The 26,097-nt window shown below is 60.5% G+C and carries 24 protein-coding genes; 12 read left to right on the forward strand and 12 right to left on the reverse strand.

Translation table 11 applies throughout. The features are described from left to right. Window positions 1-174: 174 nt before the first annotated feature. Together AC1DTQ_RS16595 and AC1DTQ_RS16600 are read left to right on the forward strand one after the other, a co-directional pair. Window positions 175-1,020, forward strand: coding sequence for a universal stress protein (locus AC1DTQ_RS16595; RefSeq protein ID WP_477850997.1), 846 nt, complete (start codon window positions 175-177; stop codon window positions 1,018-1,020). After that, the gene (locus tag AC1DTQ_RS16600) at window positions 1,020-1,439 is read left to right on the forward strand and encodes a hypothetical protein (protein WP_477850999.1); all 420 of its coding nucleotides are present in this window, start codon (window positions 1,020-1,022) and stop codon (window positions 1,437-1,439) included. The genes AC1DTQ_RS16595 and AC1DTQ_RS16600 overlap by 1 nt, the downstream gene beginning before the upstream one ends. Here AC1DTQ_RS16600 and AC1DTQ_RS16605 read toward each other — a convergent pair. Then, window positions 1,436-1,840, reverse strand: coding sequence for a low affinity iron permease family protein (locus tag AC1DTQ_RS16605; RefSeq protein WP_477851000.1), 405 nt, complete (start codon window positions 1,838-1,840; stop codon window positions 1,436-1,438). The two genes, AC1DTQ_RS16600 and AC1DTQ_RS16605, sit on opposite strands and share 4 nt — an antisense overlap. Window positions 1,841-1,950: 110 nt before the next feature. Then, window positions 1,951-2,952 (reverse strand): hypothetical protein, encoded by a 1,002-nt coding sequence (locus AC1DTQ_RS16610; protein ID WP_477851002.1) that lies wholly within the window; start codon window positions 2,950-2,952, stop codon window positions 1,951-1,953. Between the two features lie 263 nt (window positions 2,953-3,215). Here AC1DTQ_RS16610 and AC1DTQ_RS16615 point away from each other — a divergent pair, with 263 nt between their 5' ends. After that, window positions 3,216-3,845, forward strand: coding sequence for a helix-turn-helix domain-containing protein (locus AC1DTQ_RS16615; RefSeq protein WP_477851003.1), 630 nt, complete (start codon window positions 3,216-3,218; stop codon window positions 3,843-3,845). Here AC1DTQ_RS16615 and AC1DTQ_RS16620 read toward each other — a convergent pair. Beyond that, window positions 3,842-5,857 (reverse strand): ATP-binding protein, encoded by a 2,016-nt coding sequence (locus tag AC1DTQ_RS16620; RefSeq protein ID WP_477851004.1) that lies wholly within the window; start codon window positions 5,855-5,857, stop codon window positions 3,842-3,844. The genes AC1DTQ_RS16615 and AC1DTQ_RS16620 overlap by 4 nt on opposite strands. A 7-nt stretch (window positions 5,858-5,864) precedes the next feature. Beyond that, window positions 5,865-6,611, reverse strand: coding sequence for a response regulator (locus AC1DTQ_RS16625; RefSeq protein ID WP_477851006.1), 747 nt, complete (start codon window positions 6,609-6,611; stop codon window positions 5,865-5,867). Window positions 6,612-6,910: 299 nt separating this feature from the next. Here AC1DTQ_RS16625 and AC1DTQ_RS16630 point away from each other — a divergent pair, with 299 nt between their 5' ends. Then, window positions 6,911-7,363, forward strand: a complete 453-nt coding sequence (locus tag AC1DTQ_RS16630; RefSeq protein ID WP_477851007.1) for a hypothetical protein — start codon at window positions 6,911-6,913, stop codon at window positions 7,361-7,363. A 183-nt stretch (window positions 7,364-7,546) separates the two neighbouring features. Further along, window positions 7,547-8,833, forward strand: coding sequence for an MgtC/SapB family protein (locus tag AC1DTQ_RS16635; RefSeq protein WP_477851008.1), 1,287 nt, complete (start codon window positions 7,547-7,549; stop codon window positions 8,831-8,833). Here the strand turns inward: AC1DTQ_RS16635 and AC1DTQ_RS16640 are convergent. The 3 genes from AC1DTQ_RS16640 to AC1DTQ_RS16650 form a co-directional block, all read right to left on the reverse strand. Then, entirely contained in the window at window positions 8,823-9,488 is a 666-nt protein-coding gene (locus tag AC1DTQ_RS16640; protein WP_477851009.1) for a DUF2238 domain-containing protein, read from the reverse strand. The two genes, AC1DTQ_RS16635 and AC1DTQ_RS16640, sit on opposite strands and share 11 nt — an antisense overlap. A gap of 46 nt (window positions 9,489-9,534) precedes the next feature. Beyond that, the gene (locus AC1DTQ_RS16645; RefSeq protein ID WP_477851010.1) at window positions 9,535-10,137 is read right to left on the reverse strand and encodes an N-acetyltransferase family protein; all 603 of its coding nucleotides are present in this window, start codon (window positions 10,135-10,137) and stop codon (window positions 9,535-9,537) included. Window positions 10,138-10,669: 532 nt separating this feature from the next. Continuing rightward, window positions 10,670-12,061, reverse strand: a complete 1,392-nt coding sequence (locus AC1DTQ_RS16650) for an MBL fold metallo-hydrolase (RefSeq protein ID WP_477851011.1) — start codon at window positions 12,059-12,061, stop codon at window positions 10,670-10,672. A gap of 35 nt (window positions 12,062-12,096) precedes the next feature. Here AC1DTQ_RS16650 and AC1DTQ_RS16655 point away from each other — a divergent pair, with 35 nt between their 5' ends. From AC1DTQ_RS16655 to AC1DTQ_RS16665, 3 genes are all read left to right on the forward strand, one after another. Continuing rightward, window positions 12,097-13,014: a universal stress protein gene (locus AC1DTQ_RS16655; protein WP_477851012.1), complete on the forward strand. Its 918-nt coding sequence runs from the start codon at window positions 12,097-12,099 to the stop codon at window positions 13,012-13,014. Window positions 13,015-13,024: 10 nt separating this feature from the next. Then, window positions 13,025-13,162, forward strand: a complete 138-nt coding sequence (locus AC1DTQ_RS16660; protein ID WP_477851013.1) for a hypothetical protein — start codon at window positions 13,025-13,027, stop codon at window positions 13,160-13,162. Window positions 13,163-13,226: 64 nt separating this feature from the next. After that, window positions 13,227-13,727, forward strand: a complete 501-nt coding sequence (locus AC1DTQ_RS16665; protein WP_477851014.1) for a CDP-archaeol synthase — start codon at window positions 13,227-13,229, stop codon at window positions 13,725-13,727. Window positions 13,728-13,840: 113 nt separating this feature from the next. On the opposite strand, the gene AC1DTQ_RS16670 is transcribed toward AC1DTQ_RS16665, so the two are convergent. The 4 genes from AC1DTQ_RS16670 to AC1DTQ_RS16685 all read right to left on the reverse strand — a co-directional run bounded on the left by AC1DTQ_RS16670 (window position 13,841) and on the right by AC1DTQ_RS16685 (window position 17,072). Then, window positions 13,841-14,617 carry an SDR family NAD(P)-dependent oxidoreductase gene (locus AC1DTQ_RS16670; RefSeq protein WP_477851015.1) on the reverse strand — a complete coding sequence of 259 codons (777 nt, stop codon included), beginning with the start codon at window positions 14,615-14,617 and terminating at the stop codon, window positions 13,841-13,843. Between the two features lie 160 nt (window positions 14,618-14,777). Further along, window positions 14,778-15,797 carry a zinc-dependent alcohol dehydrogenase family protein gene (locus AC1DTQ_RS16675; RefSeq protein ID WP_477851016.1) on the reverse strand — a complete coding sequence of 340 codons (1,020 nt, stop codon included), beginning with the start codon at window positions 15,795-15,797 and terminating at the stop codon, window positions 14,778-14,780. Beyond that, window positions 15,794-16,141 (reverse strand): hypothetical protein, encoded by a 348-nt coding sequence (locus tag AC1DTQ_RS16680; RefSeq protein WP_477851017.1) that lies wholly within the window; start codon window positions 16,139-16,141, stop codon window positions 15,794-15,796. The genes AC1DTQ_RS16675 and AC1DTQ_RS16680 overlap by 4 nt, the downstream gene beginning before the upstream one ends. A 313-nt stretch (window positions 16,142-16,454) precedes the next feature. After that, entirely contained in the window at window positions 16,455-17,072 is a 618-nt protein-coding gene (locus AC1DTQ_RS16685) for an OmpW/AlkL family protein (RefSeq protein ID WP_477851018.1), read from the reverse strand. Between the two features lie 377 nt (window positions 17,073-17,449). On the opposite strand from AC1DTQ_RS16685, the gene AC1DTQ_RS16690 reads away from it, so the two are divergent. The 4 genes from AC1DTQ_RS16690 to AC1DTQ_RS16705 are packed head-to-tail and all read left to right on the forward strand — an operon-like array spanning window position 17,450 to window position 23,507. Continuing rightward, window positions 17,450-18,985, forward strand: coding sequence for a thymidine phosphorylase family protein (locus AC1DTQ_RS16690; protein WP_477851019.1), 1,536 nt, complete (start codon window positions 17,450-17,452; stop codon window positions 18,983-18,985). 5 nt (window positions 18,986-18,990) lie between these two features. Then, entirely contained in the window at window positions 18,991-19,881 is an 891-nt protein-coding gene (locus tag AC1DTQ_RS16695) for a ribose-phosphate pyrophosphokinase (RefSeq protein WP_477851020.1), read from the forward strand. 12 nt (window positions 19,882-19,893) lie between these two features. After that, on the forward strand, window positions 19,894-22,383 hold the full coding sequence (locus AC1DTQ_RS16700) for a phosphoketolase family protein (RefSeq protein ID WP_477851021.1): 2,490 nt from the start codon (window positions 19,894-19,896) through the stop codon (window positions 22,381-22,383). Continuing rightward, window positions 22,380-23,507: an acetate/propionate family kinase gene (locus AC1DTQ_RS16705; protein WP_477851023.1), complete on the forward strand. Its 1,128-nt coding sequence runs from the start codon at window positions 22,380-22,382 to the stop codon at window positions 23,505-23,507. Before AC1DTQ_RS16700 ends, AC1DTQ_RS16705 begins: the two co-directional genes overlap by 4 nt. Here the strand turns inward: AC1DTQ_RS16705 and AC1DTQ_RS16710 are convergent. Then, window positions 23,504-26,047 carry a cation-translocating P-type ATPase gene (locus tag AC1DTQ_RS16710; RefSeq protein ID WP_477851024.1) on the reverse strand — a complete coding sequence of 848 codons (2,544 nt, stop codon included), beginning with the start codon at window positions 26,045-26,047 and terminating at the stop codon, window positions 23,504-23,506. The genes AC1DTQ_RS16705 and AC1DTQ_RS16710 overlap by 4 nt on opposite strands. Between the last annotated feature and the right edge of the window lie 50 nt (window positions 26,048-26,097).

Below are 26,097 nucleotides of genomic sequence, written 5' to 3' on the forward strand. Positions count from 1 at the left end.
TCAATCTAAAGGATCACCTGGGGGCCATACTTGATCTGGATCAATCGGATGCCGGGGATGTTCCTTATTTCAATATCCGGAAATCGACTGGATATTGACGCAGATCAAATCCCATCGCTTCGATTTGCCGCGTAGTTCGTCTGCACGACACCGCGATGCCAAGGGAGCAGGAATATGTTTAAAGATATTGTCATACCCATCACCGGAACTTCGGGCGACAGTTATGCGCTCAATATGGCGCTTGATCTGGCCCTGGCTCATGAGGCCCACCTCACCGTTATGGAGATGGTCAATCTGCCTATGCCTGTTGCAGAGGGTCCGTGGGGTCTGATCCCGGATCCGTCCGTGGGCGACCTTTATCAGCAGCTACGCGAGCAAGGTAAGGTGAACGTAGTGGCTTTGACGAAAAGGCTAGAGAAGGAAACCGTCTCGACGGAAGTGCGGATGGTCGAGGCTCTGTTTAGCGATCCTTCCCAACTGGCGGCTCATTGCGCGCACTACGCCGACCTGACCGTCATCGCCGGCGTTCTAGGGGACAGTAAGGAGGGCGACATTTCCCGAACCTACTTCGGTGGTTTGCTGATTGAATCGGGACGTCCGGTATTGGTCATTCCGCCGCGCTGTAAAGTGCCGGTACCCCCGAAGCGGATAGTGGCCGCCTGGCGACCCACGCGCGAGTGCGCCCGGGCTTTTCACGATGCATTGCCATTGCTGATAACCGCAGAGTCGGTGGATATCCTCATCGTGGATCCTGTCGGAGGAGAGCTTGGTCACGGCGAGCAGCCGGGGGCGGACATCGCGACTCACTTGGCGCGCCATGGCGTCAAAGTCAACGTGCAGGTGCGTCAGGCGCACGACAATCGGATTGCCTCTGTGTTGCTGGATCATGTCAGGGATATGCATGCCAACATGCTCGTCGTTGGCGGTTATGGGCATTCGCGCTTCCGCGAATGGGCCCTGGGCGGCGTGACCCGCGAGCTCTTGTTCGAAGCCAACATACCCGTGTTCTATTCGCACTGATGGGCAGGAATGTCTTCCTCGAAGCGGAACAGCTTGCGGCCGAAGGCCAAGCGCAGGCGCTCAGGCACGCCAAGGATGCGGTCGACAGAAGTACCTGGCTCCTAGCGATGCTGCGCGAGGAGCTTGACCAAGAACCAGGGGTCAGGGGCCTCCGCCGGCTGGAATTGCACTGTGCGCTGTCAGATCTTGAGCATCGGCAGGCCTGCCTGTCTGCCGCGTACAAAAAAATGGTCACCTTGCCTTTCCTCCAGGAGGGCGGGATGCTGAAAGCCTTCATCCTTGCTTATGACCAATTTCTGGCTGCAGTCGGCGCGGCGAGGATGGACTCGCGCAATGGCGGTGTGCTTTGTTCGGTAAGTAACCCGTCTTCTAACGGAAATCGGCCCCTGTGCAGTTTGCCGGTTACCGACGGAAACTAGCTCTGCTTACTACTATCGACCGGCAGCTTTATCAGCTCGTCGGAGCGCGACTTGCGTGCAAGAACTTCGTAGGTTTCGCGATAACGATCCAACGTGACCTCATCCAACTCTTCCAAATCCAGCAACGCATTGCTTGCGGCCTCGGTCACCCGGATCAACTCGTCGAGCTTGATCTGCATCGCCTCGGTGTCGCGCATCTGCGTGTTCTGGATCAGGAACACCATCAGAAAGGTCACCACCGTGGTTCCGGTATTGATAACCAGCTGCCATGTATCGCTGAAATAAAACATCGGTCCTGTGATCAGCCATAGCGCGATGACCAGCATAGCAAGTCCGAAACTCACTGGCCGGCCAGTGAATCGCGCGACGACTTTAGCGAAACGATTGAAGGAAGGCTGCATTTCGATTTTCTCGTTAGAAGGGTCGCGGCGACATCTTGGTTGTATGCATGCGATCAGACCATGACATGGATCAATTTGCAGCCTTCGTGCTGACAGGGGAACTATCCACTTCATGCCAAGCTCGAGATCGCTTGTTCGGATTTTCGGAATCGCGGCTCCGGCAGGTGATGCTGGGCGGCGAATCGCCTGCATGCCGATATAACCTTCTGTGCCGGACGTTCGCCGTTGTATACCAGCGGGTAGTCGATGGGTGCATCGATCCAAGACTGGAAGCGACCACGCAGCTTGAGCTGTTGTATAAGCATCTGCGCCGTGTCAATTGGATCTGTCTGCATCGGGAATTCCCGATGCACCGTCTGACCCCAGGCGGTTCCAAACAAAGGGTCGAGCGCGTCACTGGCATTGTTGGCGAACATAGCGATCAGGTGCTGCGAGTGGATCGCCGTCGTTCGTGGGTGCCGCGACATGCAACATGGCGCGCGGCAAGAACCATGTGTTGCTTTGCATTCGATTGTTCCGGCTGCCAACCGGCAGGCTCCACGTTCTTGCATCAGTCGCAATGAGGACTCCAGACACGCAGCGGAAAGCGTCTTGCCGAGAACGGACGCGAATTCGCACGCTCGCTCGTCTGCATAGGAATAGCCCAAGGCGGCCAGGGCATCGGCGAATCCCATGACGCCTACGCAGATGGCTGAGGTTGAGGGTTTATCCCCGTAGGTCAGCCAGGCGTCGTCGAGGAGTCGGACAGCAAGAGCCGCCATATAGCTGAATGCCTCATAATCGAAATAGGGCTCCGACGCCTGCGGACGAACGACGAATGTTCCCAGGTTGAGCGTGGCCTGGGGATTGTCGAGCCTAATGCTGGGCACCCCGGTTCCCGCCCATTTGAGCAGGCGGGCATCGGGGACTATCCGCCAGTCCCGGAAGGCGTCCACGAAGCGCTGTTCCCATTCTTCAGCGTTGCCGTCTTCTACGCCTGCGACAGCAGAAGCGACGCGACGCCAGGTCGCATCGATGGTGCGATCACGCAGATCATCGCCCACGCGCCAGCGGAAGTTCGCGTCCCACGTGTCGACCGCGATAGCCGTGGTGAATTTGGTCGGAAAGGACAAGCGCAAGGGTCCCTGGGTCTGGTCCTGATAGGGTGCGCCGCCTGATAGTTCGGCCCGTTGATCGAGGTCAATTGGATGAGGTTACAAACCGTTACAGAGGGTTACACGAATGAACTTCTGCCGGGCGTCGCGCGGGATAGCCTTCCGCCACATCCTTCGAGGCCACGGCCATGTTGCAGATTCGAGAATCACTCCATCAATCCGGCGATTTCCTATCTGGCGGGGCCCCTGACTACTTGGAGACCAGGGAGGTCACTCGTGACATGGAGGAGTTGCTGCGGGGAATCCCCTTGCGTCATCGCACCCTGAAGGCCAAGGAGTATGTCTTCCGTGCAGGACAGCCGCGTCACTCTTTGTTTTTGGTGCACGCGGGCTTCTTCAAGACCTGCCTGGCCAGCGCCGATGGCCGTGAAAAGATCACTGGCTTCAGGATGCGTGGTGACATGCTGGGTCTGGACTCCCTCGGTATCGGAACCTATGCCTGCGACGCTATCGCCCTAGACACCGGCGAAGTTTGGGAACTGCCGTACTCGGATCTCTGCGGCTCCCTGCCGGAGTTCGAACAGCGCATCACCTCGTTCCTGGCGGCCGAAATCCGGCGTGACTGGAGCTGGATGCTGACTTTGGCGACGCTGTCGGCGGATCAGCGGGTAGTGTCATTCTTGCTGGATATGGCCACAAGGTTGGGCTCGCTCGGATTCAGTCGGCAACACATGATCCTTCGGATGAGCCGTGCCGATCTGGGCAGTTTCCTTGCGCTCAAGCTGGAAACTGTGACGCGCGCATTATCGCGTCTGCAGGACAAGGGACTCATCGCAGTGCAAGGCAAAGAAATTATTCTGCGCGACCCGGCCTCGATGAACGATCTATTGCAGACCGCCGCTTGTGATTAGCCCTGGCCGGCGCCATCTTGCAGCAATGAGTGCCGGACCGCATCTAACAATTGTTCGCGGCGGTAGGGCTTGCGCAACAAATCGAAGGAAATAGACTCGATTTCTGCATGCGAGGACGGGGAAGGCTGCTGTTCGAACCCCGACGTGAGCAAAATCGGCAAACCTGGCCGTAATCGCAGCGCGGCCGCCGCTAGTTCTTTGCCATTGCCACCTTCGCCCAGTAGCACATCGGTGAACAGCAAGGCGATGCGGTCATCGGTATCAAGCTCGCGCAAGGCAGCATTTGCACTGGCCACTTCCGTGACTCGGTAGCCCGCCTTGCGCAGGAAAGCCACGGCGATGCGACGGACAGAGTCCTCATCTTCCACCACCAGGATGGTTTCGCCGGTTCCATGCGGATTCGCCGCCGTTTGCAGGGTCTTTGGCGTACCGCCACCGTTGTCGACAGGAAGGCAAAGGTGGACATGGGTGCCGTATCCAAGCGTGCTGTCGATCCACAGGTCGCCACCGCTCTGCTTGGCGAACCCATGCACCATGCTCAATCCAAGCCCACTGCCGCGTCCGGCTTCTTTGGTGGTGAAAAAGGGTTCCATCGCATGGTCGAGCGTGGACTGGCTCATTCCACGCCCTGTATCGGACACGGTGACCAATAGGTAGTCGCCAGCCGGAAAATCCGCCGGAGTGCTGCCGCCTCCGGTCATCCTGCCCACTTCGATGGCGATCTCGCCGCCGCGAGGCATCGCATCGCGCGCATTGAGAGCCAGATTCACCAGGGCCGTGTCCAACTGCGCCGGATCCGCATGCGCGCTCGGTAGGCCATCCGCGCAAATGATGCGCAAGCGGATTGTGTCGCCCAGGGTCCGCCTGAGCATCTGGTTCAGGTCATGGAGCATTGCCTTCAGGTCCACCGCCTGGGGAACCAGTCGCTGCCGCCGTGCGAACGAAAGCAGTTTCGCGGTCAGTTCCGCACCGCGGGTAACCGAGCGAAGCGCGCTGTCGATCAGTTCGCGCGTCTCCGAGGTGCCCTCGTACTCCGATTCCAGCAGTTGCAGATTGCCGGACATGATGGTGAGCAGGTTGTTGAAGTCGTGGGCGATGCCGCCGGTCAATTGCCCCAACGCATCCAGCCGCTGCACATGGGCCAACTGGTCCTGGGTGCGCTGGCGCTGCACCAGGGCGGCGATAAGGTTGGCGAACGATTGCAGCAGATGCAGCGCGTCGTGGTCGAACTTCCGCGGCTGACGCGAGAACGCGAGCAGTGCGCCCATAGGGCGATTCACATCCAGCAAGGGAACCAGCGCTGCGCTGCCAGAGGGGGGCTGCGAAAGCGGGAATGCTTGTTCGGACGCGCCCGCCAACGAGAAGTCTTCCACCATCCAGGCGCGGCCTTTGTGCAAGGCGGCGAGGAGCATCTGTTGATCGATATGAGGGTCGTCGACATGCGCCTGTCCGTCCAGCCCGGTCGAAGCGCGGACATCCACGCGCTCGTTGTCGGCAGAAACAAATGCGATCAGTACCGATTCAATACCCAAGCTTTCGGCAAGCAATAAAGGCACATGGGCTAGGACGTCTTCCTCCTCCTTGGACTCGAGCGCAAGCTGACCGAAACGTGCGACCAGCGCATCGTAGCTGGCACGGACAAGCATCTGGCGCGCACGGGGGCTATCGGAGATGTCGCGAATGGAGGCCAGATACTGCACTGTTCCATCGCTGTTGATCGGGCTGAGCGCGATCTCCAGCGGGAACTGGGAGCCGTCGTTGCGACGTCCCATCAGCGTCTGCCCCGTCGCACCCATGGCACGCACATGCGGATGCGCCATGTAGCCGGCACGGTGTGCGCGATGGCGCGCTCTTGCGCCCTCGGGGACGAGCATTTCGATCGAGGCGCCGACGAGTTCGCTCTCCGGATAGCCGAACAGACTCAAGGCCTGGCTATTGGCCTGGACTATCAGCCCTTTCCCATCCACCAGGACGAGTGCATCAGGTACGGCCTCGAAGAGCTCCAGGTACATGCGGCTCTCAGTTCCTAACCACTTCCGAAGCGAACAGGTAACCGACTCCGCGCACCGATTTGATCAAGACGGGAGCCTCCGGATTCAGTTCGATTTTCCGGCGTAGCCGTCCTATTCCCATATCGACGGCCCTGTCGAAGGGGCCTGCCTCGCGCTTGTACAGGGCATCCATAAGTTCATCGCGCGAGAGTACCTGTCTTGGCTTGTCCAGCAGCGCGCATAGCAGCTGGAAATCCCCGGTGGTGAGCGCAACATCGTCTCCTTTCGGGTCGGTCAGCCGCCTGCTGGCCAAGTCGAGCCGGAAGCCGGCGAATTCGAATACGCTGGATTGTGCCGTCGACGTTGGTGTCGTCTTCGCGGTCCGACGCAATACCGACCTGATTCGTGCCAGCAGTTCACGTAAGTCGAATGGTTTCGATACGAAATCGTCCGCGCCCAGCTCCAGGCCGACTACCCGTTCGACAGGTTCGCCGCGTCCGCTCACCACGATCACCGGTCCGTTCCAGGTTCCCTGCAAGTAGCGCAGCAGGCCCAGGCCATCCTCGTCGGGGAGACCCAGGTCAAGGAGGATGACGTCGGTGCCTACGCTCTCGACATGGGCGCGCAGCTCTGCGCCATTACCTGCTCCGGACACCTGGAATCCATTCCCGCTCAGGTAGCGCGTGAGCAGCGCGACAATATCCGGGTCGTCGTCAACGATGAGTACCCGCTGTTCGGCCTTGGGAGATGCGTTGGAAGGGTTGGTTGCTGGCATCCGATCGCCTGTTGTACCGAGGCCGTGCTACGAGCCGCGTTCTTACTATATGCCAAGTCGCTCGGGCTTGCCTCAGCGTTGGGTTTTTTGTGGATTAGGGCCTGTTGGCTTGATCTGGATCAACGTGCGTTGGCGCGGTGGCCGCCAGTCTGGTCGCGTTCCCCGTGAGAGAGGCCATAACCGTCACAGGCCCCTGGACATACGGGAAGTGCCCATCCTGCAACCCGGCCGGGACGAGGTGCTGGTAAGCCGCTATGCGGTTCCAGCCGTTACCCGGCCCCCCATCAACGGAGTACGCCATGAAGATCGTCGCCATTTTCGGCCTCGCAGCCGCTTTGTCCCTTTCAGCCTCTGCACAATCGGCGGATCGCGAAGTGTCGTGCACTCTGAAATTCTCTTCGACTCAGTGGTCGGTGCTTTATGAGCACGCCGAAGGCACAGGAACCGTGACCTGTGACAACGGGAAGAAAATGGAAGTGGATATTTCTGCCAAAGGCGTGGGCCTCACCGCGGGCAAGTGGAGGATCGAGCATGGCACAGGGAAGTTCAGTCATGTCGCAAAGATACGCGACGTACTTGGAACCTATGCGGCTCTGAGCGCGAACGTGGGGCTAGTGAAATCCGGTACTGTCCAAGTGCTTACCAACGAGAAGGTGTCGTTGGCGCTCGCGGGCAGTGGCGACGGTTTCGACCTGGGCGTGACCATCAGTCAATTCAAAATTGAACGTTCGGCAATCGACTCCAGCACCTGATCGGCAGCCATGCCATTTGTGTTCGCTTATCCGTGCGCAGTGACCAGCGTCTGGGGACCTGTCTTCCTATTGTTGCTGCTATTGCTGGCGCACGTCGCGGAAGAGAGAATGGGGCGAGCGGCCTAACCTTTCGACTCCTAGCCGTGTTCGTGGCGCAAGCTAGTGCTTCATTGGAGTGCTCGAATGAGGTTGTCCGACTTGATTGAGGGATCTGCTTCGCCAATCGCGTCGACTTGGCTAGGAACGACCGCTGCCGGCTACGCAGTGGCGCTCGGCATAGGCTTGCTGGTCGGACTGGAACGTGAACGCGTTAAGGGTGCCGGGCAGCGCAGGAAAGCTGCCGGAATAAGGACCTTCGCTTTGCTTGCGCTTGTAGGCGCATCTGCGGCTTCAATGGGAAACGCGGCATTGCTGGTGGCGGGGATTTTTGTCATCGCCGCGATGATCGTAAGTTATGGGCGCACGAGCGCCGCCGATCCGGGCCTCACCACAGAAGTAGCCATGTTCGCTACGTTCCTGCTGGGTGCCATGGCCCTTAGCAGGCCGGGACAAGCAGGCGCATTGGCCATCGTCGCTACGCTGCTGCTTTACAGCAAGGCTCACCTGCACAGGTTCGCCACTCGACTGCTTTCTGGACAAGAAGTACACGACTTGCTGTTCCTGTCGTTGTGCGCCTTCGTGATCCTCCCATTATTGCCTGACCATCCGGTCGACCCCTGGAATGCGCTTAACCCGCGCAGGCTATGGCTGCTCGCAGTGGCGATGATGGGCGTTACCGCACTTGGCTATTTCGCTTTGAAGGTATTGGGCTCGCGTGTTGGCCTTGCCATTGTCGGCCTGGCTGGAGGATTCGTGTCCAGCACCGCGACGATAGCCGCCATGGGCGAGCGCGCAAAGGCGACGCCGGCGCTCGTTCCCGCGGCGGCGAGTGCGGCGCTGATGTCCAATGTCGGCACCATAGTCCAGCTGATCGTCGTGATCGGTACATTTTCGTTGGCGTTATTGCAGCAATTGGCATGGCCGTTGGCAGCGGCAGGCGTGGTCGCGGTGATGGCTGCGCTGGTCGCCAACAAGCGCTCATTTGCCAAGTCCGTAAACTTGGCTGAGTTCTACGGAAAGCGTGTTTTCGAGCCGCTGCGTGCGTTGGGCTTTGCCGGTTTGCTGGCTGGCGTTATGCTCGTGGCCGCGTGGCTACGCAGCGTGTTGGGCGAAAGCAGCGTGATATGGGTTCTTGGGGTGTCGGGATTGGTAGATGTACATGCCGCAGCTGCATCGGCGGCGCAACTTCAATCTAGTGCAAGCATTGCGTCAACGCAGGCCGAATACGGGATGTTGGCCGCATTCTGCGCAAATTCTCTACTCAAGTGTTTGATGGCCTGGCTGAAGGGCGGGAGCGCGTATGTGCTCAGAGTAGTTCCCGGTATCGTACTGATGCTGGTGGCATTCGCTGTGGCGGTCTTCACGACATGAATGTACGGACGGTGCCTTGCGACACCGTAGGCGATGGTTTGCGTGACACCCATAGCAATGGCATCGCTGCCATGCTCCCCAGCAGTGCAAGGAAGATGTCCTGATGCGCATCCCACGGATCACCCTGCGTTCCGAGATAGGCTTGCCCTAGGTCACCGCCGAAGAGGATTGCCGCGGCCCATTCGAGCAGCTCATAAAGTGCGGCATGGGAGAGGATGAAACTTGCCGGCAAGATCCAGCGCCAGATACCGTGCGGTTGCGAGCGGGCTGCCAACAGTTCCATGACGGCAGGGGTGACCAGCAACCCGTATAGAAAATGCACCAGGCGATCGTAGTGGTTCCGCGAGAAGCCGAAGTGCTCGGTAATAGAGAATCCGAACAGCTTCATTGTCCAAAGATCGAAGGGAACTTCGGCGTAGGTGTAGTGCGCGCCGACCTCGTGCGCCACGTAGAGCACGAACAATGCAAAGTAAGAGACGTTGGAGAAGCGCAGGTGGCGATAGCCGTACCCCAGCACTGGCAAGGTCACCAGCACGATGAGATTCTCGAGCGCCCAGTCCCGAGGGTATAGCGGATGGATCGCCAGCAAACCGGCGATGACCAGGAACGCCAACAAGAGGAACAGCGGAAACGACGCCTGCTGGTGTGATGGCATGACTGTCTCGCAGGCTGTCGAACTTCCGCACGCTAGTGGTGCGCCCTCAGATAGCTAGGTCTGATCGGATTGGTGTGACTACCGGCGCCACATCGCGAACGAGAGAAATCGTGTGGATTACCTGATGCGGATCCGTAGGGTCAGGGTTGGAGTGGAAGCCAAGCGCGGAAGCCAGGTCCCGCATCTCCCAGTTCTCCGCCAAGTCGACCGATCTCATGCTGAGTAGGCCGCGCTCAGTGGCCAAGGTTATCAGGCATTCCATCAGGGCCGTGCCCAGGCCCTTGCCTTGCCAGTTATCGGCCACCACCACTGCGCACTCGCAAGACTTGCGCGAAGAATCCACCGCGTATCGGCTTACCCCGACAATCCTGTATCCCGTGCCCTCAGGCGCGATGGCCACCAGCGCTACGTCATTGATGTAATCGATGTCGGTCAACTGGTGGATAAATTCATCGCTGGGGTGTGCGATTTGGCCGAGAAAGCGGTTTCGCCGACTTTCCGGAGAAAGAGACTCGATGAAAGCCTTTTCCGCCGCCGCATCTTGCGGGCCGATAGGACGGATTAGAACCTCGGAGCCGTCGGTCAATGTCGTATTCCAATGCGGATAGTCCGGACCCAAATATGCAGCGTAAGAAGGTTTGTCGATCATGAAAGCGTCCTCCAGTTCGTTATGCGCAGCGTGGCCGCTGGAGGGCACCGCCGGTTTGACCTGGGTCAATCTTTGGGCGCTATCTGGCTGCTCTTTTCAGGGGAGTTAGACTCGTCTTCGGGCTCATGGCACCTCCGGACTGAGAATCACTTACGCCCCGGGTCCCTCTTTTGGAGTAAACAGCATCAGTGCGGTCCCGGTAATCCTGTCACTTTCATTGGAGATGGGTTGTGCAAAGTTTGGGCGGTCCGGCGCGCAATTTGATCGTGTTGCTAATGGGCGGCCCCTACGACGGACAGGATATCGTCGTCTCAAAGGAGGAGTGGACGCAGGGATGCTTGATTAGAAACGGATACCGTTACGTATCAGAAGCCATCACGCCTGGTGTTGGTCCCACCTCTGATGAAGTGCGTATTTTTACCTGGGTGGATTTGGCGCGATAACGAAGCAGTGCGATCGACGTCGGTGCGGCAGCCAGCAGTCGTGAGAGCGGCGCGCCGGAGGCGGCGCGGCCCGCGGCCCCATTGAAGGATCACGTCAGATCGACGTATTCCAAGTATTCGGGCACATGCACGGTCCAACCGAGCTCGCGTTGAATACGCACACGTAGGGCATCGGCCGCATCGGGTTCGCCATGGGTCACGAACACGCCGCGGGGTTGGCGTGGAGCCAAACGCAACCAATCAAGAATCTCGCCTGCATCGGCATGCGCCGAGGCTGCGGAGAGTTGGACTACCTCGGCGCGGATCGGGACATCCTGCCCATAAATTCGAACCGTTGAGGCGCCCGATGCGATGGCGGCCCCTCGGGTTCCACCGGCCTGGAATCCGCATAGAATTATGGCGTTTTTCGGGTCTGGCGCGAACGCGATGAGGTGATGCAGGACTCGTCCTCCGGTAACCATTCCGCTGGCCGAAACGATCACCATGGGTCCCTTACGCCGATTGAGCGCCTTGGATTCCTCCGCGCTGCTGACCACCCGGGTCATCCGCTCGAGCGCGTCCAGGCCGGGGCTGTCGATGCGATGAAGATCGGGATATTGCCGATACAGATCGGTAACACCGGTCGCCATGGGACTGTTCAAGTACACCGGCACCGCCGGGGCCTGGCCTGCGCTTTGCAACTGGGCGATGATATGCAGCAAAAGTTGCGCACGGCCCACGGCGAATGCCGGAATCACGACGATGCCGCCACGGGCAGCGACGCGAGACAGCACCTTGCCCAGCTCTTCCTTGAGAGTTTCCGGTGGATGCGTGCGGTCACCATAAGTGGATTCAGTAACAATCCAGTCCGAATCGGATGGAGGTAAAGGTGCAAGCATGACCGGATCATGCGGCCGGCCCAGGTCTCCGCTAAAGGTGATGCGTTTACCCTGGTATTCGAGCGTTACCGCTGCGGCGCCGAGAATATGACCCTGCAGACGCAGACTGGCTTTAACTCCAGGCACCGGCTCGAAGATCTCGTCGAACGGTACGCCGCGCAGCTGCCGCAAGCTTCGGTTCGCGTCTTGTTCGCTGTAAAGCGGTTCCGCCGGGTGATGTTTGGACGAACCAGCCCGGTTGGCGTATCCGGCTTCCTCTTCCAACAAACGCCCCGAATCGGGCAGCAGAATGCCGCACAGGCTACTGGTCGCGTGGGTGCACCACGCCGAGCCGCTGAAGCCGGAGCGCACTAGACGTGGCAGGTAGCCGCTATGATCGAGATGGGCATGGGTCAGGATCACCGCGTCGATCGACGCCGGATCGACCGGGAAGGGCGCCCAGTTCCTAAGTCGCAACGGCTTGTAACCCTGGAACAGTCCGCAGTCGACCAGGATCCGGCGGCCGCCTGCCTCCACCAGATAGCGAGAACCCGTCACGGTCCCGTTGGCGCCGAGAAACTGCACTCGAAATCCACTTTTTGGGTTTAGGGAAGCCGTCGTCATGGGAATCAATATTGGTCTGAGCAACAAAACCTTCGTTGATCCATGTCAATTCTTCTCAAGACGAGTGGGACGATCCTGCAGTCTCTTATGACGGAGAGTTCGCCATGGTAGACGTCGCAGCGCCAAGGGATCTGGTTGTCTTTCTTGAGCCTGCTCGGGAGCGCGACTCGCGGCTACGCTATGCAGCTTCCCTGGCGAAACAGTGGCAAGCACATCTGATCGCCACTTTTGTCGTTCGTGAGCTCGCATTGGAGCCATATGCGGGTTTCGCGGTCGGCGCCGCTCTGAAGAGCATGCTAGCCGAGCATTCGAAGGCAGCGGCGGAATCGCTCTCTAGAGCGCGGGAAGACTTTGATGCGCTTGTGCATAACCGAAGCTTCAGTTCGGAGTGGCGCGTTTCAGACAATGAAGACAGCGAGGTATTGATGCTGCACGCGCGACATGCGAGCTTGGCGATCCTCGGCCCTCCCGCTCGTCAGCAGAACAGAGCCACACGACTCGGCTTATCGGAACGCTTGATCTTTGAGTCGGGCCGTCCCTGCTTGCTCTTGCCCGAGCATTGGCCGGAAGACCGGACCGCACGGCGCATAGTCGTCGGTTGGAATGGGGGGCGGGAAGCGGCGCGGTCGATTGCCGACGCTGTGCTGTTCCTGGCCCTAGCCGAATCGGTGCATCTGGTCGTCGTACCGGAAGGGCGCTTGCGGGGCTCGTACGGATCGGAACCCGGTGCAGACATGGCTGCGCACCTGGCGCGGCATGGCGTGCAGGTGATACTTGAACAGCACGCGGGTGTCGATGCCGGGTCGGTGCTCCTTCAGCGATGCAGGGATCTTAACGCGGACATGCTGGTGGCCGGCGGCCGTGCTCATCCGCACATCAGTGATCTCTTGTTGGGCGGAGCTACGCGAACGATATTCGACGGCGTGGAGGTGCCGCTGCTGATGTCCCGATGATTTCCGGGACATGTTGACGAAGGTCAGCATAGTTTGGGATTCCGGAGGCCGGCTGGACCACTGCCGTAGGGACGTCATGCTGATTGCGCTGGCGCATTTTCTGGGCACGCTCAACGGCGCATTGAACAAACTCGTCCTGCCTGCATAACCGCCGAACGATCCGAGAACCTAACCCGCACGGACGCGCAGACCATTCTGGCACACCTCTCAAATTGACTATCAGACTGCTTGAGCTACTTTACTTTATGACGCCCGCCTATCTGGCGAACATGGCGCCGCCGTTCTCGCGCTACTGGCCGGGGCCGAATAGAGCGATCCATGAACGTTTGCTCGGCAGCCATAAGACGGTGGTTGGCGTGATGATGGGTGTAGCTGCCGGCGTCCTCGCCACCGCTGCGCAGGCGGCGATCGATGCACCGTTCGGCCTTGTCGACTATGCGTACTGGCCGTTGCAGGGATTGGGTTTCGGTGTCGGAGCGATGGCCGGCGATTGCCTGAAGAGCCTACTCAAGCGGCGCTTGGGCGCCGCACCAGGGACATCATGGGTTCCCTTTGATCAGCTCGATTTTCCGATTGGTGCACTGTTGTTGACTGGGTTCTGGGCCAGGTTATCGTGGCTCGACGTATTGCTTATCCTCGCCGTCACTTTCGTCGGCGATTTGGTGGTGAACCGCATTGCCTTCCGGATGGGGATCAAGGACAGTGCGTGGTGACTATGATGGGAATCGGCAGAACAAATTTGTGCCGCATCGAATACGTCGACGAGTTCCGTATCGAAGCGCGTACATGCCGGTTAACGTCGTCCGCTATGGTCGGGAATAGCCTGTCAGCGGGCCGTATAACCGCCGTCGATCACCAGTTCGGCACCGGTCATGAATTTCGACTCGTCCGAGGCAAGGTAGACCACGCCCCAGGCGATGTCGTCCGGCTCGCCCATGTGGCCGAGCGGGTGCAGGCGGCCCACTTCGCTGCGCGCAGCCTCGAGATCCACGGCTCCGCTAGCAGCCAGATGGTCCTTTACCATCGGCGTCCAGATATAACCCGGGTGCACCGAGTTCACGCGGATGCCGTCTGTAGCGTAGATCATCGCGTCGGTCTTGGTCATCAGCCGCACGGCGCCCTTGGCGGCGTGATAGGGAGGCACGTCCGGCGCGCCCACCAATCCGTAGATCGACGACAGATTGATGATGATGCTGCCGCCGCCGGCGCGGCGCAGATGCGGAATGGCGTGCTTGATGCAGAAGAACACGCCCTTGACGTTAATCGCCTGCACCCGATCCCACTCTTCCTCGGTGATCTCGTGCGTGGGCTTGTTGGCGCCGGCAATTCCGGCGTTGTTCACCAGTACGTGTACTGCGCCGAACTGCGCGGCGACCTCATCGATGGCTTCGCATACTGCGCTCTCTCTGGAAACGTCCACATGCCAGTAGCGGGCCTTTACGCCACGTGCTTGCAGCTCGGCGGCCAAAATTTTCCCAGCCTCGTCGAGCACGTCGAACAAGGCAAGGTTCGCTCCCTCATCGGCGAGACGCTGGGCGCAGGCATTGCCAATCCCGAGCGATGCCCCTGTAACGATGCAGGTTTTATTCTTGACTCGGTTCATGGCCGAACTCCTTACGGTTGCAGGCCGATTGTGGCCATTGCCATATCCGTGGCCAGTAATCGATCGGCAGTAGGAATCAGCGGCGATCGCGCGGTATTGATCCAGGTCAACCGGTCGTCTTTGTGCGGTCGCCGATGGGGAAGCCAATAGCCCGCTGGGATCAGTTCGGCACCAGTACCGCAGCTCCCAGGATCCGGCCTTCGCGCAACGCGTCCAATGCAAGATTCGCCTCGTCGAGCGGGTAACGCTGCACCTGTGTGTGCACGCCAGCGCCGGCCGCCGCATCGAAGAATGCTTCTGCATCGTGGCGAGTCAGATTGGCGATCGATACGAGCTGGCGCTCCTCCCATAACAGACGATACGGGAAACGCGGGATGTCGCTCATATGGATGCCCGCGCAGATTACGCGTCCACCCTTGCGCACGGAGCCGAGGGCGATCGGGACCAAATCGCCGACGGGAGCGAAGATAATCGCAGCATCTAGGAGTTCCGGCGCCCGCTGGTCTGAATCGCCGGCCCAGCAGGCTCCCAGTGATGTCGCGAATGCTTGCGCCGAGCGGTCGCCGGGTCTGGTGAAGGCATATATCTCGGTTCCACGCCATCGGGCGAGCTGGGCGACGATATGCGCAGCGGCACCGAATCCGAAAATTCCTAAACGTCCGCAAGGCCCTGCGGTCTTTAGCGCTCTCCAGCCGATCAGGCCGGCGCACAACAGCGGCGCGGCGGTCACAGGGTCCGTCCATTGCGAGCCCATGCGTACACAGAACGCCGCGTCCGCGATCAGGTGCGTCGCATATCCGCCATCGCGCGTGCAACCGGTGAACTCAGCGAAGTCGCAGAGGTTCTCGAGGCCTCGTCTGCAGTATTCGCAGCGGCCGCAAGTCCGCGCCAACCAGGGCACGCCGACGCGCTCGCCAAGTTCTAACGCGACCACACCCGGCCCACATGCATCGACCACGCCGACGACTTCATGACCCGGCACGATTGGATAGACAGCCTGAGGTAATTCACCGTCGACGATATGCAGATCGGTGCGGCAGACGCCGCAGGCCTCCACTCGGATCCGGATCTCGCCAACTTGTGGAAGGGGCAGGGGGCGGCGAGTCTCGACTAGCGAAGAATTCGGGCGCTCCAGTAGCATCGCACGCAGCTCGACTGGAATCTCGGTTGACGGGTTCATGCGATCGTCCTCCCAGTGCCGGAAAAAAACGTCGCGACGCGCTGGCGAACGCGCACTTCTCGGATTATGGGTTTTGACGTTGCCATTGCGGAGGCGCGCGAAGTCTTCCAACTGCCGACGCAACGCATCGAAGGCGTCGCGTACGGCAACTTAGGCATCCCATAGCTGTGATTTGGCTCTGCGGCGCGACCGGCTTCAAGTTCGCCGCCCGGCAACGTGACTCGCACGTGGGCGAGATAACGGTTGTCCTGGCGCTGCCTGCCTTCGTTATGTCGAAGCGCCACATGGCAACCGCGCAGCGACGGCGTCATGTCCTGAAAAACGATGGTGACAGGCAGACTCATCGCGGGCTCCCGCGGGAAATGTTGCCCAGAAAATACATGATGAAGGTCGGCTGTTCTTGATCCAGGTCAGCATCCTGCCGATGACGGGTCGGCTATCGGTTTTTTAGCATGGGGAAACCGTATTGGCCGCTATTCACCCGTCTGAATAGGTAGAAGTTTGAGGCCTGACAGGAGCTGAAGCTCGCACTTCGCGCGTCTTGGTTTATCGAAGCATGCCGGAAGACCCGACTGAGTGCCGTATTTCCGTCGGCCGGAATGGCGGTCGGAAAGCAGTGCGGTCAACCAGACTGGTGGACCCCTCTATCAAGAAGCATCAGAATTTATGTATCCACGCCGCCCCGTAGACCATCGGATCGATATGAGCTGTGCCAAGGCCTGCACCGTCCAAACTGACGTCGCTGTCGATGTCGATCCAACGAGCATCGATGCGCAAGGCATTCTTGTCCGAGAACCAGACGTCCAGCCCAGCATGCGCCGCTAGGCCCCATGAATTATCCAGCTTCAGTTCGCTGCCGGCTAAGGCGCCGCTGGTTTTTTCGCTGAAGAACGCCGTGTAGTTCAGGCCTGCGCCAAGAAATGGCGACACCTTGCCGCTCGTATTGAAATGGTACTGGAGAGAAACCGTCGGCGGCAGGTGCTTGGTCGAACCTACTTTGCCCAGTCCATCGATGGAAATGTCATGCTCAAACGGCCAGGCCGCGAGTACTTCGATTCCCAGATTGTCCCTGATGAAGTATTCGGCGGTTACCGATGGCTTCGAGTCGCTGCTAACGTCCAAGTCGAGCGTTCCACCGGCAAGACTCCCATTGTCGGAAGTCGGATTAACCGTATGCAGCCCGATTCCCAGGGTCCACTCTCCACGGGACTGGGCAGCGGCGGGCACGGCTAGGAAGACGAGCATCAGGGGAAGTAGCGCACGGTTTTTTTTCATGTGACATCTCCAGAGGATGCGTGGATGTTCGGTGCAATCCGTGGAGCGCGCATTGATTGAAATCAATTGCGAAGGAAGTTAAAGAATAGCGATGAAAGACATGCATGGCCGTGTGCTGCTCGGCGACAAGAGTTTCGAGGCCGGCGCGTGAGCAATTCGTTTGCATCGCCTGATAGACCGATGTCATTTCTGATCTTCAGCAGCGTATGCAGAGTACGAAGCCGCTGTAGGGCGTCCTGATCATCAGTAGCGGCGCGGAGCTGCGTCGGGCTTGGCCCCAGGCCGAGTCCGGAACCTGATCCCTCAAGCATTGACCAAGGTCAAACTTGCATCCGATCCATGGAGTAGGGTGGTGTGCGGACCCATAGGCGCCCCGGATGCACGCTACCAACCCCATTCATGACACCGTGGAGCCCGGTATCCGACTGCCAGTACGTCGCGCTGGCATCGATACTTATCGGCAACCTGTGCTTTACCTGCACCAGGGCTGCCTGGTGTGCCGCGCGGAGGGGTTTGCCGCACTGACGCGGATCAGGGTGAAGTGCGGCGATCGCGAGATTGTCGCCATATTGAACGTCGTAATAGGCGACTGGCTAAGCGAAGACGAAGCCGCGCTTTCGGAAGCGGCATGGCAGGCGCTGAGTCCCGGCCCAGGTGCGCTCGCCGAGTTCGCTCACGCCGAACCACCCGGATCCACCGGCGCGTTACGAGCCAAAGTCTTTGGCGCACGCCTAGGAGAAGCTGAATTTGAGGCCGTGCTGAAGGACGTAATGGCGGCCCGTCTGTCGGACATAGAACTTGCCGCGTTCGTCACCGCTTGCGCCGGCGACCGGATGGATCTGGATGAGTCCGTGGCGCTGACGCGCGCAATGATCTCAGTAGGCGAGCGGCTCGACTGGGGGCCGGGGCCGGTCCTAGACAAACATTGCGTAGGTGGTCTTCCCGGAAATCGCACTACGCCGATTGTCGTCTCCATCGTTGCCGCGCTTGGTCATCGCATTCCCAAGACCTCCTCGCGTGCCATCACGTCACCTGCCGGGACCGCCGACGTCATGGCGACGATGACGAAGGTCGACCTGGAGCCCGGCGCCTTGCGACGCGTGGTGGAGCGAGAGGGCGGTTGCCTGGCGTCAGGCGGGAGGATGCGGTTGAGTCCAGCCGACGACATACTGATCCAGATCGAGCGGCCGCTGGACTTCGACAGCGATGGTCAAATGGTCGCAAGTATCCTGTCGAAGAAGGTGGCTGCCGGATCGACACATGTACTGATCGATATCCCCGTCGGACCCACTGCCAAGATCCGGACGCCTGCGGCAGCCGATGCAATCGCACGTCGCCTTGTATTCGTGGGCGAAGCGTTGGGGCTACGAGTGGGTATTCACCTCTCCGATGGGCGGCAGCCGGTTGGGTGGGGGATCGGACCTGCGCTGGAGGCACATGATGTCCTGGCCGTCCTACGCAACAAGGCAGATGCACCTAGCGATCTGTGCGAACGAGCACTCGCCGTAGCGGGTGCCGTACTCGATCTGTTGCCCGGAACAACGCAAGGCAATGGACTTGCGCTAGCCAGCGAAGTTCTCTGCTCCGGCGCCGCCTTTCGCAAGTTCCTGGCTATCTGTGCGGCGCAGGGAGGTTTCCAGGAACCTCGGACAGCGCAGTTCATCAAACCTTTTCCTGCCCCAATCAGCGGGCGAATCATACGTATCAACAACCGACATTTGGCGCGCGTCGCCAAGCTGGCCGGTGCGCCACATGACGCTGTAGCGGGGGTAATGTGCATGTTGCGCGAAGGCGATCTGATCGAGCGCGGAGCTGCGCTATTCGATGTGCACGCCGCGACGCGAGGGGAACTGGCATATGCGCTGGACTATGCCTTTGCGCATCCGGACATCCTGACCATAGGGCCTGAATAGTCATGATGCCGGTTCTGCTTTCCTTTCCGGACGATCAATCGCTGGCCACGGCCGTCGCCAGCCGAATCGGTGCACGTATAGGTCGCCTGGAGTGGCGGCATTTCCCTGATGGCGAATCCCTGATCGCGATCGACGAAGAGATTGCCGACGCCGAGGTTGTGCTATTCGCCAGCCTCAATAATCCCGACCACAAAGCACTGCCGCTGTGGTTCGCCGCACAGACCGCGCGGGAACTCGGTGCCCGCAGAGTGGGTTTGGTGGCACCGTATCTGGCCTACATGCGCCAAGATGCCCGCTTTCATGCCGGCGAAAGCATCAGTGCGAATGCATTTGCGAAGTTTCTTGACGAGAGCGTGGATTGGCTGGTGACGGTGGATCCGCATCTGCATCGCATATCGGCGCTCGACAATGTGTTGCGAATACCATCTACAGCCGTCGCTGCGGCGCCTCAGTTGGCGAGCTGGATTCGTAATGAGGTCGCCCGACCAATACTGATCGGACCCGATAGTGAGAGCGCTCAGTGGGTGTCCGACGTGGCGCATGCTGCGGGCGTTCCGTATGAGGTGTTGCGAAAGACCCGTCGTGGCGATCATGAAGTCGAGGTGAGCCTCCCCGACATTGAGCGCTTGCGCGGCTACACGCCGGTACTTGTGGATGACATCGTGTCCACCGGGCGTACTCTGATCGCCGCGCTTGAACACTTGCATCGGTTGCAGTTGCCGCCGGCTGTGTGCGTAGTGATTCACGCGATCTTCGCCGGCAACGCGTGGGAGGCCTTGCAACGGGCCGGCGTGGGGCGAGTCGTGAGCACCGATAGCATCATCCACCCCAGCAATGCGATCAGATTGGCCGAACCGATCGCGGTCGCAGTTGCTACGCATTTGGCCGCAAGCTGAAGAGATTTCGCTATGACCTACGACGAAATACCGGAAGAAGGCCTCCTTGCCTACGGAATCGGAAGCGAACTGGATCCGCCCATGCGGCGGCGGATCGAAGCCGCCGCCGCCGGCTATCGCGCGGCGGACCCGGCATTTGCCCAGTGGGCCGCGGGTTATGGCGTCATCATCCACGAGCCGCTGACCCAGACGCGCATCCATGCATTAGTGAAGACGCTGGTGGCGGAAGGGTCAGTGCCGGACGCGGCTACGGCGTATCGCCGTCTGGCCGCGGTCGATCGTCTCGCCAGCGCCGCCATGTGGCTGGTTACGCACATGACCTATGTCTGCCAAGTCAAGCTGGATGGTGGGGAATTGGCTGCCAGTGATTTCAAGCCACAGCCCGAGGGACATACGGGCGGTTCGCTGAACATGGTGCCGGCTTACGCGGCCTATCTGGCGCTCAACGCCCTGACCGGACATACCCGGAGCTGGCTGATGGGGCAGGGGCATTGTGTGGCTGCGGTCGACGCGATCAACCTGCTTGTGGGCAACATGGGTCCCGCGCACGCGGAGCGTTACGGCTTGGACGACGCACGGCTTTCCCGCTTCGTCGGCGATTTCTACTCGTACGCCGTGCATGCCGACGGCCATCCTGATTCGCCGTTGGGCTCTCACGTCAATGCGCATACTGCAGGCAGCCTTCAGGAGGGCGGCTACCTCGGATTCGCCGAACTGCACTACGCTCACGCGCCGCTGCCAGGCGAACGGCTTGTCGCGTTTCTCAGCGATGGTGCTTTCGAAGAGCAGCGAGGCAGCGATTGGGCGCCGCGATGGTGGCGGCCGGAAGACTGCGGATTCATCGCGCCTATCATGATCCTCAACGGTCGCCGTATCGAGCAACGTACGCAGATCGCTCAGCAGGGCGGCGAACGTTGGCTGTATGCGCACCTTCAGCTCAATGGTTTCCAACCCCTCGGCATCGATGGGCGCGACCCGGCGAGTTTTGTCTGGGGCATACACGCCATCGAACTGGGACAGCAGGCCAGACTCGATGCTCATCTCGCTGCCGGGTCCGATAGCGGGATGCCGTTGCGATACGGAGTCGCTCAGGCGCCGAAAGGCTACGGCCTTCCGGGCGCCGGCAGCAACCGCGCACACAATCTGCCATTGGCAGGAAACCCGTCCAGCAACGAAGCCGCCCGCAACGAGTTCAACACGGCCTGCAGGCGCCTACATGTTCCTGAAGCCGAGTTGCGTGAAGCAGTGTCCCTCTTGGCCACGCACGACGCGCAACACCGGCCACTGGAACGGGACCATGCGCTGGCGGTGCGCCAGGTGCCGTTGCCGCGACTCCCGGAACCCGAGTGGCGAACCCCGGGCGAAACCGTCGCACCGATGGCGGCGCTCGACGAATATTTCGTTGCGACGGTAGCCGCCAACCCCGATTTGCGGCCGCGAGTTGGCAATCCGGACGAACTGCGCAGCAATCGCCTGGACCGCACTCTCGATCGCCTCAAGCACCGTGTGCAGGTACCGGAACCGGGCGTGGCCGAAGCCTGCGATGGCGCCGTCATCACCGCACTCAATGAAGAGGCCGTGGTTTGCGCCGCGCTGGCGAACAAGGGCGGTATCAACCTCGTGGTCACCTACGAGGCCTTCGCCGTGAAGATGCTGGGTGCGCTGCGTCAAGAGCTGATCTTCGCCCGGCAGCTGCGCCGGGCAGGCCGTACGCCTGGCTGGCTATCGATGCCGCTTGTGTTGACCTCGCACACCTGGGAGAACGCCAAGAACGAACAGTCGCACCAAGATCCGACGTTGACGGAAGCCTTGCTCGGCGAGATGCAGGATGGGGTGCGCGTGATATTCCCACCGGATGCAAACACCGCGCAAGCCGCGCTGAAAGCGGTCTACAGCGAGTACGGGCGCATCTTCGCGTTGGTGGTACCCAAACGCGAACTGCCCGTGGTGCTGGATGCCGGACAAGCCATGGCCCTGGTGCGTGACGGCGCGCTGTTCCTCGCACACGACCCCAACGCCGTGATCGACCTGGTCGCCACAGGTGCATATCAACTCGTTGCGTTGCGCCGTGCGTGGGAGCGGCTGCGCGAACACGGCGTAGTCGCCAACCTGATTTACCTGGGCGAACCCGGTCGCTTCCGGGCCCCACGCGATGAAGTGGAATCTGAGCATGTCCACGGTGACGAAATCTTGCGCCGCTGCTTCAAGCCCACCCAGCCGCGCCTGTTCGTAACGCATATGCGCCCCGAGCCATTCCTGGGTGCATTGCGTCGACTGGACGATGGCCCTGGTCTTACCCACGCGCTGGGATACAGGAACCGCGGCGGCACGCTCGACGTCGAGGGACTGATGTTCGCCAACCGTTGCACCTGGGCCCATGCGGTCGAGGCTGCCGCCAACCTGCTGGGACAGCAACCGGCTGCCTGGCTCTCATCCGCCGAGTACGACGCTGTCTTGGGGCAAGGGCTGCCAGCAGTGTTGTGGCAAAAGGAACCCGCATGACGGCGTCCAGCGAAGGGTCGCTATTAGTATTGAATCTTGGCTCGGCCACATTGAAAGCTGCGCGCTTCGACGGACTTGGCCCCATTGCCGGAAAGCCGCGACTGTCGCAGAGGATTGAGCTGGCACTCGATAAATCTGCCAGCGATCCGCGGACTTTGCTGGTGCAGGCAACCGAGGCGCTTGGATTTGTCGCAGCACCGACATGGATAGGGCACCGGATCGTCCACGGCGGCGACGCCGAGGCAGCACGAATCCTCGATGGGGCTGAGATCGACCGGTTGCAAGCACTGGCAAACCTGGCGCCAATGCATCAACCGGCTACGCTGGCATTGGTGGAAAGCGCTGCAAAGCTATGGCCGCATGCCGTTCAGTGCGGGGTCTACGATACGGTCTGGCATGCAGCACTGCCAGCCAGCACGCGGCGTCTGCCGGTGCCGCAAAGTTGGGATGCACTCGGGATCAGGCGGTACGGTTTTCATGGGCTGGCATTCGCCTCTGCGATGCGGTTGCTGACGAGCGAGGGAGTTGGAACAGCCGGGGGCAGGGTAGTGCTGGCGCATCTGGGCGGTGGAGCCAGCCTATGCGCCGCGCAAGATGGCCGTAGCGTCGACACCACGATGACGATGACGCCATTGGATGGGGTGCCGATGTCGACCCGAAGTGGAAGTCTCGATCCCGGGGCGCTGCTTTTCCTCCTGCGCCAGGAGGGCTTCACCGTGGATTCTCTTGAGCAGGCGCTGTATCACGAATGCGGGATGCGGGGAATCTCAGGCCAGTCGGGCGACATGCGCGAGTTGCTAGCCTCCAATAGTCCGGCGGCCGAACTGGCGCGGGATATATTCGCGCTACGGGTCGCACAAGGGATTGCCGCGATGGCCACACGGCTGGGTGGCATTGACGACCTTGTTTTCTCCGGTGGCATCGGCGCTAACGCAGCCGATGTGCGAAGCGCAATCGTGAAGTATCTAGCCTGGCTCGATATGCAGTTGGACAATGATGCCAACCACCGGGAAGCAACACGTTTGGATACGCCCGCAAGCCCGATCCGCATCTGGCGTGTCAAAATCGACGAGGAGAGCGAAATCGCAACTGCCTGCGCGCATCTCGCAACAAGCGGGAACTAGCGAGCTTGCGCTGTTGTGCTGCTGATTTGCGTCCTCCGTGCGCGCATTCCGCGCCAGCCTTCGATCAGACTTAATACCAGCAAGGGCAACAACAACGCTGCCAGGGACAGGTCCAGCGGTGGCGGTGCGAAACGGAATGGGAGCCCTGGTCCCTCAAAGCGGGTGACCAGGAACAACAGACTCAGTGCCGATAGCGTCACTATCCAGAACGCTGGGTTGGATTGCTGCCACCAGCGACTATGCGCGGCACCCGCGCGATTGACGACGATCAAGCCCAGATTTCCAACCACCAATGCCGTGAATGAGAGCGCGGCCAGTTGGGGGGTGGATACTTCGCTGGCACGCCCCAGCGCATAGATGGCCGCCACCGCTGCAAACACCGCCAGACCCTGGCCGAGACTGCCGAACAGGGTCTGTGCATCAAGCAGCCGTTGGGAAGGCGGCCGGGGCGGCCGCTGCATGACGTTGGCTGCTGCCGGCTCGCGTTCGAACACCAACGTCGATGCTGGATCGATGATCAGCTCCAGAAAAACCACATGCAGTGGCAGCAGCATCAGGGGTCCACCGAAAAGCAGTGGAAGTACCGCCAATCCGGTGATGGGTACGTGCACCGCCAGAATGTAGCGGATGGCACGAACGATGTTGTCGTAGATGACCCGACCCTGCTGGATTGCGCGCACCACAGTGACGAAGTTGTCGTCGAGCAACACGATTGACGCCGCTTCGCGCGCGACATCGGTTCCGCGTTCCCCCATTGCTACCCCTACGTGGGCAGCCATCAACGCGGGCGCGTCGTTCACACCATCGCCGGTCATGGCAACGACCTGTCCATCGCGTTTCATAGCATCGACCAATCGCAGCTTGTGATCGGGTTGCACGCGAGCGAAGACGTTTATTTCGCGGGCACGCTGAGTCAAAGCGGCTCCATCAAGCGCCAACTCGCTCCCCAGTACTACTTCCTCGGAGTTCGCCAGACCCGCTTGCTTAGCGATTGCACGGGCGGTTTCCAGATGATCACCGGTCAACATGATCACGCGAACACCGGCCGCCTGAGCCTCGGCCACCGCTTCACGAACGCCAGCGCGCAGCGGATCGGCGAACCCGAGCAAACCGCGCCATTCGAAGCCGAAACCGTGTGCCTTCAACGGAAGCCTGTTCGCGTCTTCGTTCCAAACCGCCGCCGCCGCTGCGAGCACCCGCAGACCTCGCCGAGCCATCTCGTCGACTTGCGCCAGGACAGCGGCTCGCTGTGCAGCTTCGAGGCCGCACAGGTCGGCAATGGCCTCGGGAGCCCCCTTGCACATGACCTGAAACGCCGATGCGCCAGGCCGGGACCAGACATGGGTCACGGCCAACAACTCGCGGGAAAGAGGGTACTCCCGGACGTGCTGCCAACCCTCTCGGGGAAGCGGGTCGGAAAGCTTCAATGCTGCCCCATGGATTGCCCGTTCCATCGGATCGAACGGCTGGTCCGGACTGGCCAAGTCGGCACAGGCGAGCAGGGCTCGCATGGCGGGGGAAAGGGTTTCTATCGGAGCGGTCCGCTCCTCACCAATAACCAATTCGGCCACCGACATCCGGTTTTCAGTCAGCGTGCCGGTCTTGTCCGTGCATAGCACCGTGACCGAGCCCAGCGCCTCGATCGCTGGCGCGCGGCGGACCAATGCCTTGTGCTTGGCCATGCGCCACGCTCCCAGCGCCAGGAATACCGTCAGGACGACCGGGAATTCTTCAGGAATATTAGCCATTGCAAGCGTGACGCCCGCCAACAAACCTTGTAGCCAGCCACCATGGACTGCGACGTACAGCAAGGTCATCAGCAGGCTTGAGCCCAATCCGAGGACCGCAAACAGGACAACTGCGCGCCGGATTTCCAACTGCATCGGCGTCGCCGGCGAGCGTAACGTACGCAATGCCATGCCAATCTGGCCCACGGCCGTATCCGTGCCGATGGCGGTAACTTCGGCCGAGCCGTGGCCGCCGACTAGCAGAGTGCTGGCACGTATCACGTTGTCTTCGCGCTGGCCTGCAACTGAAGCCGAACGGTGCACGGGTACCGATTCCCCGGTGAGCATGGACTCGTCGAGCATCATGTCGTTCGCTTCGAGAACGCGTGCATCGGCCGGCACCCGATCGCCCTCGGCCACCAGGATCACATCACCGACCACGAGTTCACGCGCCGCAACCCATCGCATTTGACCGTCGCGCAGCACGCATGCACGTGGACTGCTTAGATCGCGCAATGCCTGAAGGGCACGTTCGGACTTGTGCTCCTGATAGACAGTGAGCGCGATGACGAGCACAACGGACGCCCCCAGGATAGAGGCTTCCTGCGGATCGCCAAGCAGCAGGTAGATACCGGCAGCGCCCACCAGCAGCAGTAGCATCGGCTCGCGCAATACGCTCCAGACGATGCGCAGCCAGTTGCGGCGGTCCGGTTGGGGCAGCAGATTGGGGCCGTCCTGCTGCAGGCGACGGCTCGCTTCTGTGCTCGAGAGACCTTGCTGCCGAACATTGGAGTTCTGGTCGATCGCATTCATTGGTGCACCATGCGTCGAAGCATGGACCCCGTACCATCTTCGCGAGTTGA

Source organism: Pseudoxanthomonas sp. P4_B2 (assembly GCF_056402315.1).